The organism is Streptomyces sp. NPDC090442 (assembly GCF_044769405.1).
In the GTDB taxonomy this organism is placed as follows: Bacteria; Actinomycetota; Actinomycetes; order Streptomycetales; family Streptomycetaceae; genus Streptomyces.
Map to the genome: position 1 here is coordinate 39,540 of NZ_JBIVXW010000068.1, position 9,984 is coordinate 49,523.

Consider the following 9,984-nt stretch of genomic DNA (forward strand, 5'->3'; position numbering starts at 1 on the left):
GCAACCTCCCTGGACTGATGGGGCCAATACGGCGAGGCCGCCCCCAGAGAATGGGGACGGCCTCACAGACGAGCCTGAGTTATCGCGTCTCGCGGTGCGCAGTGTGCGAGTTGCAACGGGGGCAGTGCTTCTTCATCTCAAGACGGTCCGGGTCGTTACGCCGGTTCTTCTTGGTGATGTAGTTCCGCTCCTTGCACTCCACGCAGGCCAGCGTGATCTTCGGGCGGACGTCGGTGGCAGCCACGTGAGTGCTCCTTGACGAACGGATAGATGAATCGAACGCATAGAAGAGTAGCCGACCGGAGGACCGACCCCACAATCGGCTACTGTTAGTAGCGGTGACCGGACTTGAACCGGTGACACAGCGATTATGAGCCGCTTGCTCTACCGACTGAGCTACACCGCTGTGATGCGAGAGTTACCCGCCCGAAGGCGGGGTCCCTCACACATCAGAGCCCCAAAACGGAATCGAACCGTTGACCTTCTCCTTACCATGGAGACGCTCTGCCGACTGAGCTATTGGGGCGAGCGATGAAGACATTACACGGCCCGCCGCCAAACGTGAAATCCAGATCCGCATCGCGCCCCAACAGCCCCGCGCACCACGCTGGTACGACTATTTCGCGCCTGCGCGAAGCTCTCCGGGGCGCGCCCTAGGCTCGGACCCACGCTGCGTGATCTTGCACGCCCGGGGCTTCTAGGAGCGCGATGTCCGACAGCAGTTCGCCGCAGCCGGGGAAGCCCGGGGGCGCCGGCCGGTACGCCCGGCCGGATTCCGGCGCGCTGGTCCTGTGCGGCGCCCGGCTCGCCGACGGCCGCACCGTGGACGTCCGGCTCGGCGGCGGGCGGATCGAGGCGGTCGGCACGGCCGGCAGCCTCGCCCCGCAGGGCGCCCGGGTGGACCTCGCCGGCTATCTGCTGCTGCCGGCCCCCGCCGAGCCGCACGCGCACTGCGACACCGCGCTGACCGCGGACGCCGACGGGCCCGCCTCCGACTCCGCCGAGGACGTCCAACGCCGCACCACCGAGGCGGCGCTGTTGCAGCTCGGGCATGGGGCGACCGCCTCGCGCAGCCATGTGCGGATCGGCGGCGTCCAGGGGCTGCGGGCGCTGGCGGCGGTGCTCCAGGCGCGGCGGGCGCTGCGCGGACTGGCGGACCTTGCGGCGGTGGCGGTGCCCCGGGTGCTGACCGGGGTGGCCGGCGCCAACGGGCTGGCGATGCTGCGGGACGCGGTCAACATGGGCGCCACGGTCATCGGCGGGTGCCCGGACCTGGACCCCGACCCGGCCGGGTACGTGGAGTCCGTCCTGGAGGTGGCCGGTGAGCACGGCTGCCCGGTGGACCTGCACACCGATGGTGACGATCCGGCGCGGCTGGCGCGGTTCGCGGCGATGTGCGGCGGGCTGCGGCCAGGGGTGGCGATCGGGCCGTGTGCCGGGATGGCGCGGATGCCGCGCAGCGTGGCGGCGCGGGTGGCGGAGCAGTTGGCGGCCGCCGACGTCGCCGTCGTCTGCCTGCCGCAGGGCGACTGCACCGGTCTGGAGCGGAACGGCACCCGGGTGTCGCGGCCGGCGCCGGTGCGGCTGCTGCGGGCGGCCGGGGTGCGGGTGGCGGCCGGCAGCGGGGCGTTGCGGGACGCGGCCAACCCGGTGGGGCGGGGCGACCCGTTGGAAGCCGCTTACCTGCTGGCCTCGTTGGGCGAGGCGACGCCGGAGGCGGCCTACGAGACGGTGAGTTCGGCGGCGCGGGAGACGCTGGGGCTGCCCGAGGTCCGCGTCGAGGCGGGATTTCCGGCGGAGTTGCTCGCGGTGCGCGGGGAACGGATCGCGGGGGTGCTCTCGCTGGCGTACAGCCGGATCGTGGTGCACCGGGGACGCGTGGTGGCGCGCACCAGCGCGGTGCGCGAGTACTGCGATTCGGTGGACGTGGCGCTGGAGTTGCCGCGCCAGTCGCAGCGCTAGGACCGGCCCCCGGGGGCGCCGCACCGGCCGGTCCTCGGGTGCGCCGGGGCGGTTCGGCGTACGGTCGGCAGCATGCGCATTGTCATCGCAGGTGGACATGGTCAGATCGCGCTGCGGCTGGAGCGGTTGCTGCACGCGCGCGGGGACGAGGTCGCGGGGATCGTCCGGCGGCCGGAACAGGCCGGCGATCTGCTGGCCGCGGGCGCCGAACCGGTGGTCTGCGACCTGGAGTCGGCGACGGTGGCCGATGTCGCCCGGCATCTGGAGGGCGCGGACGCGGCCGTCTTCGCGGCGGGCGCCGGGCCGGGCAGCGGCGCGGCGCGCAAGGACACCGTGGACCGCGGTGCGGCAACGCTGTTCGCGGACGCGGCCGAGGCGGCCGGGGTGCGGCGCTTCGTGGTCGTCTCGGCGATGGGCGCGGACCGGGAGCCCCCGGAGGGCACCGACCCGGTCTTCGCGGCCTATCTGCGGGCCAAGGGCGCCGCGGACGCCGACGTCCGGGCCCGCGCCGGGCTGGACTGGACGATCCTGCGGCCCGGCCTGCTCACCGACGACCCGGGCGCCGGCCAGGTGACGCTGGCCGACGCGACCGGGCGTGGGCCGGTGTCGCGGGACGACGTGGCGGCCGTCCTGGTGGCGCTGCTGGACGAGGTGGGCACCATCGGGCGGACGTTGGAACTGATCGGCGGGGACGTGCCGGTGGCGGACGCGGTGCGGAACGTGGCGTCGCACTGAGGCGTCCGGCGGCGGGCCCGCCGGGGTGGCCCTGAGCGCGCGTCTGCCGCCCTCGGACGGCCGGCGGGTCGCGCCGGGGCCCGCCGGCGACGCGCGGCGCTCAGCGGCGCTGTGACGCCCGCGACAAGCGCCTGTTGGTCTTTCCCTCATCGGCGCCCCGCAGCACGAGCACGTGCTGCGGCTGCTGAAGCGCGGCGAGACGGCACGGGTAGCCGACACCCTGCGGACGCCGGTCACCGGGTTGCTGGACGCCGCCCCGCCGGCCACCGGGGACACGCCCGGGACATGAGCCGCGGACCGCCCGGAAAATTCACCCGCCGCGGCCCCGCGACACCTGGAGGGTCAGGGCGTCGAGCATCGGGCGGCAGGCGGCTCCACGGCCGCATCGATCGACAACACGAAGAAGCCCCCGGATCGCATCGCTACGATCCGGGGGCTTTTTCTAGGCTGTGGCGGCGCCAGGATTCGAACCTGGGAAGGCGAAGCCGGCAGATTTACAGTCTGCTCCCTTTGGCCGCTCGGGCACACCGCCGGGTTGTGTTGTGGGGAATTCCGCTGTGGGGCGGTGCTCCTTGGCAACGACGTAAACCATACCCGATGACAGGGGGTGCTTTGCCACTCGCTTCCCGGGCACCGGATCTTGGCCGGGTGACTAGGCTTGGCGGGCGGCCCGGTAAGGGCCGCATCCCTGATGGATCTACGTACGAGGAGCCAACTCACGATGGCCGACTCCAGTTTCGACATCGTCTCGAAGGTCGAGCGGCAGGAGGTCGACAACGCCCTCAACCAGGCCGCCAAGGAGATCTCGCAGCGCTACGACTTCAAGGGCGTGGACGCGTCGATCCAGTGGTCGGGCGAGAAGATCGAGATGCGGGCCAACGCCGAGGAGCGCGTGAAGGCCGTGCTGGACATCTTCCAGTCCAAGCTGGTCAAGCGCGGGATCTCGCTGAAGGCCCTGGAAACCGGCGAGCCGCAGGCATCGGGCAAGGAGTACAAGATCTCCGCCTCGATGCAGGAGGGCATCTCGCAGGAGAACGCGAAGAAGGTCGCCAAGATCATCCGCGACGAGGGGCCGAAGGGCGTCAAGGCGCAGGTGCAGGGCGACGAGCTGCGGGTCAGCTCCAAGAGCCGGGACGACCTCCAGACGGTGCAGCAGCTGCTGCGCGGCAAGGACCTGGACTTCGCGATCCAGTTCGTCAACTACCGCTGAAAAACCGGCCTGACCTGCACGAACGTCGTCACGCAGACTTCGCAGGGCACAACGGGGGCACATCGCCGAGGACAGCCTCGACGGCGGCCCGCGTTGTGTCCTCCTCGTCAGGCCACAGGTGCGTGTATGTGTCGAGCGTGATCGACGGCTTTGCATGACCGAGCCGCTTCTGCACCGTCTTGACGTTCTCCCGGTGCCGGATGAGCAGCGAGGCGTAGAAGTGGCGTAGGTCGTGCAGGCTGGCGCCGTCCGGCACCTCTATGGGCGGCGGCTCGCCGCCCTCGGGCTTGCCCTGCCGAATCCACGCGGTACGCGCCTGGTCGTACGCTCCGCCAAGCGCCTTGTTCGCCCTGCGTCGGGCTCTTCGCCACACGTGGGCCCAGGCGCCGCGCCGGACCGGTACGCCGTACTGGTTCGGGAAGACCAGGTGTGCGGTGCGCTGGCGGGGCTTCCGGGGGTCGGTCCGGTCCTCGATCTTCACCGCGGGCGCGGGGAATTGTTGCAGGTGGGCGGCGAGCGCATCGATCGCCGCTTTGGTGAGCGGCACGGTGCGGTAACTCTCATGCGTCTTGGGCTCGCCGAGGTACGGCTCGCCCTTCTCCGGGTCGACGAGTTGCTGTCGCACCGTCACCTCACGGCGTAGGAAGTCGATGCAGTCGACCTCCAGCCCGAACAGCTCCCCCTGACGAAGTCCGGACGACGCCGCGAGCAGCAACAGGGCGCGGTACCGGGCAGGCGCCGCGTCGACCAACGCCCGCACGGCGTCGGCGTGCAGCGGCACGATCTCGGGTTTGCGCTGCTTGGGCAGGCGCACCCCTTCACAGGGGTTGCTCGCGATGATCCGGTCACGGACGGCCGTTTGGAGCGGCGTGATCAGGTACGCGTACGTCACGACCAGCGTCGAGGGCGCGAGGACCTGCGCCCGATCCTTGATCCACGCCTGTATGTCGGATGGGCGGATGCTGGCGACGGGGCGGTCACCGAACGTCGGATAGACGTGATTGCGCAGCCCCCGCTCGACCCTGGACGCCGTCGACGGACGGTGAACCGCGGAGGTGCGCCATCGCTCGGCGACGGCCCGGAAGCTCTCTTTCCCCGCGGCGGGGTCGACGTACATGCCGCGGTCTAGGTCGGCCTTGACGGTGGCCGCGCGGGTCTCGGCGTCGGCCTTCTTGTCGAAGTTCTCTTTGCGCTGCTTCCCGCTGGCATCGCGCCAACGGACTTGCCACCGCTTGCCCTTGCCGTGCTCGCCGCTCGGGACGAGCGTGCGCGTCTTGCTGGTGTGCTCCGCGCACGGCTTGTCGTCCTTGGCCGGGCGGGACTTGTGCCACCGGTCGTAGACGTCAGCCATTCGCTTCTCTCTCCTTCTTGGCTGTCTTCATGGGGGCGACGTCGAGCCGTTCCGGCTCGCCGCGCCGTTCCTCGTGGGCCTTCACGATCGGCTCCAGTTCGGCGACGAGCGTGCGCGTGATGTGGCCGCGTGCGGACTGGAGAGCCCGTTTCCCCTCCGGTAGTTCGCCGCGCTCCCGCAGCCGTGCCTCGCGTTCGGCGGCGAGGCCGCGCCCCCAGGTCTCGCGCGCGGCGTAGGCGACGTAGTGCGGGGTGGTGCCGAGCCGTTTGGCCGCCTTCGTTTCAGCATCGTCGGGTTTGCCCTGCACGTAACGCGCCTGCGCATTGTGCGGCCACGGCGAGTGCGCCTCCAGATAGGCCACCGCTTGCGCCACGTGACGGGCGGTTTCCTCCTTGTCCTGATCGCTGAAGCCCTTGACGTGCCAGCCGCCGGGCAGGCGCAGCGCGCGGGCACTGGGGTTGTAGTCGCCGGCGAGCGCTTTGCGTACCTCTCGGTCGTAGACGCCGACGTCGGGCGTCAGCCACATCGTCCCGTCGGGCAACAAGTCGCCCAGTGGGCACCCGTAGATGAGCGGCAGCATGATCAGCTCGACGGCAGAGAGGGCGCGGCGCCCCCGCTCGATCTGACTGACGGTCGGCCGGTGCCATGAAAGGCCGAGTTGCTGCGCCTGGCGCGCTACGTCTTCCGCGGTGCGTCCCTTCTCCTCTCGCACGCGCTGTAGTTGCTTCCCGATCGCTTCGCCGAAAGCGGGGGCCTGCGCGAGGGCGTGCTCCCAGCGCTCCTGCTCTGTGGCAGGGGCGTCACCCGCGGCCGCCCGGTCTTCCGGTTCTCGTTCCTTGCCAACACCTTGACTCATGGAGCGTAACGATACATTCCGCTGGACAGCAACGCGCAAGATCACTAAGTTTGGAGAGAACGATTCTGTAACGCTTCACGAAGGAGTCTCCGTGCCCCGCGTCCCCCTCGCCAGTGCCACCGCTTCGGACCGCCGCAAGCTGGCCACCGCCCGCGAACTCGCCGACTACTGTGGCGTTCCGCTCGCGACCGTCTACCAGTGGAGTCACCGCGGCGGCGGCCCTCGCATGCTCAAGGTCGGCCGCCATCTGCGGGCCCGGTGGGAGGACATCGACCGCTGGCTCGACGCGCAGGCGATAGACGCCGCATGACGCGCGCCTCACTCGCCCCCGCAACGCACAAGGGCCGCCGGCGCAGCCACGCCGACGGCCCGAACGCCCTCGCCCACCACTTCGCCAGTGATCGCCAGCGGCCCCGGGTCTCTCACCACCCGGGCCGCTCAGAAGGACGCTCCGCCATGCACAGTACGCACCCCCGCCAGCGCCTCACCCCACCGACGATGACCTACTGCCTGCCCGTGTGGCACGGGTGGGCGGTGCTGCCCACTCCGACCCGCGAGTACGGCGGCCTCACGCCCACCCCGCGCGGCTTTCGCGCCCGCGTCTTCATCGGGGACGCGTGCGACATCCACGAGCACACCGCACGCGAACTCGCCGCCGCCCTGGCCCACTGCTCCGGCTACCGCGTGCACGGCACCGACCCGCACGGCCTCGCCACCGCCGTGGGCCTGCTCGCCGTGCTGCTGGGGCGGTGACCGATGACCACTCCGGCCCCCGACCCGCTGCGCGTAGCCCTGTGGCTGGCCGGCCAGGGCTACGCGGTGCACCCGCTCGCCCCGGGCCTGAAGGTCCCCGTGCGCGGCTGCGACCGCTGCTCGCCCGGCACCGCCGAACGCCCCAACCCTGCCCACGTCGAGCACGACGGGCGCGCCTGCCCGTGCCACGCGTCCGGCCGCCCCTGTCATGGCGTGTTGGCCGCCACCACTGACCCCGACCGCATCACCGCCTGGTGGACGCGCACACCCGCCGCCGGTGTCGGTGTGGCCGCCGGCCCGTCCGGACTGGTGATCCTCGACGTCGACTGCCACGGCGGAGAGGCACCCACCGATCCCGAGCGGCTGCTGCCCGGCGTCGAACTGCCCGATGACATCGTCCCGGGCAGCATCGTCGACGGGCGCGACGTTCTCGCGCTGCTGGTGGAGGCGCGGCGCGCCACCCTTCCCGGCTGCGCCCCGGAAACGCTCACCGTGCGCACCCCCTCGGGAGGACTGCACTACTGGTTCCGCGCGCCCGCCGGTACGCAGTGGCGTCCCCAAGCGGGGGCGCTGGGCTGGCAGTTGGACGTGCGTGCCGGGGCGTCGTACGCCGTCGCCCCAGGCACGGTCACCCGCCAAGGTGCCTACACCGCGCTTGGGGACTGCCGCGCGGTCGCCGAGCTGCCCGTGTGGCTGGCCCGTGACCTTGACCGCACCGGGCACCGGGTACGTCCGGAGCGGCCACGCGTCGTCCTGCCCTGGCGCCCCCGCCGGATGGGCAACGGGTACGTGGCCGCTGCCGTCGAGGCCGAACTGCGCACGGTCGCCGAGGCATTGCCGGGCACCCGGAACGACACGCTCAACCGTGCTGCGTTCAGCCTGGGCACCCTGTGCGGTGCCGGCCGCCTCGATCGCGCCCAGGTCGCCGATGTCCTCGCCGACGCTGCCCGGCACGCCGGACTGCCCGAGCGTGAAGCCGAAGCCGCTATCCGTTCCGGACTGGCCGCCGGTGAGCGCCAGCCGCGCACCACGACCGGGGCCGCCGCGTGAACCAGGCCCCGACTTTCAACCCCGCCGCCGCGGCGCGCTCCGTCGTCCCCTTCCCCCGATCGGGAGCAGGCGCCGAAGCGCCCCACGCCCCGAAGCCTGAGCGCAAGCCGCCGCAGGCCGAGCTGTTGCGCACGCTCGGACAGAACCGTTTCCGCTACTTGCACCACAACGGCGCCCCCTACGCCGTTCCCTACGATGGGCCGCCGATCGCCGTACCGTTGCGCGGCACTGCCCACAGCGGGAGCGGAAGCCTGCGCCAACACCTCATCCGGGTAAGCGTGACCGAGCACAACCTCACCCCCTCGCAGTCCGCGCTCGCTGACGCGCTGGCCGCCCTCGACGCGCTCGCCATGAGCGCCCCCGAGGTCGAGCTGCCCCTGCGCATCGCTCCCGACCCGGACGACCCCGAGGTGACCTGGCTCGACCTCGGCCGCCCCGACGGGGAATCGGTACGCCTCGCCCCGGACGGCTGGACGCTGACGCTCCCCGATCCCGAGGCCGGGCCGGTGTGGCGGCGCAGCAAGCTCATTCGCCCCCTGCCGCGCCCGGACCGCGCGGTCGGAGGCTGGCAAGCGGGCATCGAGGAGTTCGCCGCGCTGCTGCCGTTCACGCCCGAGACGCTGCCGCTGGCCGTCGGCTGGCTGCTCGCCGCCCTGCGCCCCGACATACCCCGCCCAGTCGCCTACCTCACGGGCGAGCAGGGCACGGGCAAGAGCACGTCCGGGCAGATGCTCGCCGGCGTCATCGAGGGCCCGCGCGCGCCGCTGCGCCAGGCGCCCGAGAACCCGCGGGACCTCGGCCCAACCACGGCGGCCGGCTGGGTGCTCGCCCTCGACAACCTCTCGGGCATGCCCGGCTGGCTCTCCGACTCCCTGTGCCGCGTCGTCACCGGCGACGCCCAGGTAACCCGCGCCCTCTACACCGACGACGACGTGAACGTCCTGACCTATCAACGCCCCGTGCTGCTCACTGGAATTGACCTCGGCGCGCTCCGTAACGACCTCGCCGAGCGCATGCTGCCTCTCGAACTCCAACCCATCCCACGGAGCAAGCGGCGCACCGCCGGCGCCCTGTGGGCGACATACGAGCAGGCGCACCCGCGCATTCTCGGAGCACTGCTCGACCTGGCCGCCGCTGTATGGGCAGAACTCCCCCGTGCTGCGGCAGAGTTGACCGAGCGCCCGCGACTGGCCGACTTCGCCGAATTGCTGCACGCTCTCGACCGCGTCACCGGCTGGCACAGCCTCGACACCTTCAACAGGGCACAGGACACGCTGAACGACGCGGTTCTCGACGGACACCCAGTCGCCGCCGCCTTGCGAACGTGGACGGCCTCCCCCGCCTTCCCCGTGGGTGGTTGGTCGGGGACCATGACGGAGTTGCACGACCTACTCGGCGACCGCGGCGGGAAGTTCACCAAGGGATGGCCTCAGACGCCTGCCATCCTCAGTGCCCGCATCCGCCAGGTTGCCCCCGCGCTCCGCTCCCGCGGCATTCACGTCGGCCGCACCTCGGGCAGCAACAAGCACGGCAAGCTATGGACCGTCACCTACACACCAACGCCATAACTCGCTGTCTCCACACGCGCCCCGGCACGGCACCCGCCGACCGGGGCGCAGTCGCGTTCAGGGGACGCATGGGGGACGCCCCGGGGTCGCCAGGGGACGCGCCCAGCGTCGCGAGGCGTCCCCCGCTACGCCCGCTTCTGCCTGGGGAGACGGACGCAACCCCCCACACGGGGGACGCGGGGACGCCTCAACCCCCGCTCCTCTCTGTCCCATTGAGAAGAAGAAAGAGGAAGGTAGAGAGCAGCCCGGAAACGGCGTCCCCCGAGTCCCCATCGTCCCCCTGTCCACAACGCAATGTCCGGCTGCGACCGGTCGTGTCCTTGCGCGCGCCCGCGCGCGCGATTACCACACCGCACCGTCATTTCCCGGCGCCGGGAAATGACGGTGCCGACAACGCCGCGACTCCCGAGTTCATCAGTTGGTGGGCACATGAGCCGGGCCGGGCTGGTGTCGTAGCGGGTCAGCGAGGTGCGGTTTGGTGGAGGGCTGCGAAAGCGTG

Annotated in this window: 10 protein-coding genes and 3 tRNA genes; 7 read left to right on the plus strand and 6 right to left on the minus strand. The window is 71.5% G+C overall.

The window, feature by feature from the left end; translation table 11 throughout:
* Positions 1-79: 79 nt before the first annotated feature.
* The 3 genes from rpmG to ACIQU6_RS34755 all read right to left on the minus strand — a co-directional run bounded on the left by rpmG (position 80) and on the right by ACIQU6_RS34755 (position 526).
* The gene (rpmG, locus tag ACIQU6_RS34745; protein ID WP_006604855.1) at positions 80-244 is read right to left on the minus strand and encodes a 50S ribosomal protein L33; all 165 of its coding nucleotides are present in this window, start codon (positions 242-244) and stop codon (positions 80-82) included.
* 89 nt (positions 245-333) lie between these two features.
* Positions 334-406 (minus strand) — tRNA-Met (locus tag ACIQU6_RS34750).
* 47 nt (positions 407-453) lie between these two features.
* Positions 454-526: transfer RNA gene (locus tag ACIQU6_RS34755), tRNA-Thr, on the minus strand.
* Between the two features lie 182 nt (positions 527-708).
* Here ACIQU6_RS34755 and ACIQU6_RS34760 point away from each other — a divergent pair.
* The gene (locus tag ACIQU6_RS34760) at positions 709-1,962 is read left to right on the plus strand and encodes an amidohydrolase family protein (RefSeq protein ID WP_403485706.1); all 1,254 of its coding nucleotides are present in this window, start codon (positions 709-711) and stop codon (positions 1,960-1,962) included.
* Positions 1,963-2,034: 72 nt separating this feature from the next.
* Complete coding sequence (locus ACIQU6_RS34765; RefSeq protein ID WP_403485707.1) at positions 2,035-2,697, plus strand: NAD(P)H-binding protein; 663 nt, start codon at positions 2,035-2,037, stop codon at positions 2,695-2,697.
* Between the two features lie 450 nt (positions 2,698-3,147).
* On the opposite strand, the gene ACIQU6_RS34770 is transcribed toward ACIQU6_RS34765, so the two are convergent.
* Positions 3,148-3,229 (minus strand) — tRNA-Tyr (locus tag ACIQU6_RS34770).
* Positions 3,230-3,418: 189 nt separating this feature from the next.
* Here ACIQU6_RS34770 and ACIQU6_RS34775 point away from each other — a divergent pair.
* Positions 3,419-3,907, plus strand: coding sequence for a YajQ family cyclic di-GMP-binding protein (locus ACIQU6_RS34775; protein ID WP_274915042.1), 489 nt, complete (start codon positions 3,419-3,421; stop codon positions 3,905-3,907).
* 28 nt (positions 3,908-3,935) lie between these two features.
* Here ACIQU6_RS34775 and ACIQU6_RS34780 read toward each other — a convergent pair whose 3' ends face one another.
* Together ACIQU6_RS34780 and ACIQU6_RS34785 are read right to left on the minus strand one after the other, a co-directional pair.
* Positions 3,936-5,258, minus strand: a complete 1,323-nt coding sequence (locus tag ACIQU6_RS34780; RefSeq protein WP_403485708.1) for a tyrosine-type recombinase/integrase — start codon at positions 5,256-5,258, stop codon at positions 3,936-3,938.
* On the minus strand, positions 5,251-6,114 hold the full coding sequence (locus ACIQU6_RS34785; RefSeq protein WP_403485709.1) for a helix-turn-helix domain-containing protein: 864 nt from the start codon (positions 6,112-6,114) through the stop codon (positions 5,251-5,253). The genes ACIQU6_RS34780 and ACIQU6_RS34785 overlap by 8 nt, the downstream gene beginning before the upstream one ends.
* Before the next feature lie 91 nt (positions 6,115-6,205).
* Here ACIQU6_RS34785 and ACIQU6_RS34790 point away from each other — a divergent pair, with 91 nt between their 5' ends.
* From ACIQU6_RS34790 to ACIQU6_RS34805, 4 genes are all read left to right on the plus strand, one after another.
* The gene (locus ACIQU6_RS34790; protein ID WP_403485710.1) at positions 6,206-6,424 is read left to right on the plus strand and encodes a helix-turn-helix transcriptional regulator; all 219 of its coding nucleotides are present in this window, start codon (positions 6,206-6,208) and stop codon (positions 6,422-6,424) included.
* Between the two features lie 146 nt (positions 6,425-6,570).
* On the plus strand, positions 6,571-6,867 hold the full coding sequence (locus ACIQU6_RS34795; RefSeq protein WP_403485711.1) for a hypothetical protein: 297 nt from the start codon (positions 6,571-6,573) through the stop codon (positions 6,865-6,867).
* Between the two features lie 3 nt (positions 6,868-6,870).
* Positions 6,871-7,917, plus strand: coding sequence for a bifunctional DNA primase/polymerase (locus ACIQU6_RS34800; protein WP_403485712.1), 1,047 nt, complete (start codon positions 6,871-6,873; stop codon positions 7,915-7,917).
* Positions 7,918-8,195: 278 nt separating this feature from the next.
* Positions 8,196-9,485 (plus strand): hypothetical protein, encoded by a 1,290-nt coding sequence (locus ACIQU6_RS34805; protein WP_403485713.1) that lies wholly within the window; start codon positions 8,196-8,198, stop codon positions 9,483-9,485.
* Positions 9,486-9,984 lie beyond the last annotated feature (499 nt).

Bases quoted from the DNA above. Each gene is read 5' to 3' on its own strand.
- ACIQU6_RS34780 (WP_403485708.1), bottom strand. From the start codon at position 5,258: ATGGCTGACGTCTACGACCGGTGGCACAAGTCCCGCCCGGCCAAGGAC.
- ACIQU6_RS34795 (WP_403485711.1), top strand. From the start codon at position 6,571: ATGCACAGTACGCACCCCCGCCAGCGCCTCACCCCACCGACGATGACC.
- ACIQU6_RS34775 (WP_274915042.1), top strand. From the start codon at position 3,419: ATGGCCGACTCCAGTTTCGACATCGTCTCGAAGGTCGAGCGGCAGGAG.
- ACIQU6_RS34765 (WP_403485707.1), top strand. From the start codon at position 2,035: ATGCGCATTGTCATCGCAGGTGGACATGGTCAGATCGCGCTGCGGCTG.
- ACIQU6_RS34800 (WP_403485712.1), top strand. From the start codon at position 6,871: ATGACCACTCCGGCCCCCGACCCGCTGCGCGTAGCCCTGTGGCTGGCC.
- ACIQU6_RS34785 (WP_403485709.1), bottom strand. From the start codon at position 6,114: ATGAGTCAAGGTGTTGGCAAGGAACGAGAACCGGAAGACCGGGCGGCC.
- ACIQU6_RS34760 (WP_403485706.1), top strand. From the start codon at position 709: ATGTCCGACAGCAGTTCGCCGCAGCCGGGGAAGCCCGGGGGCGCCGGC.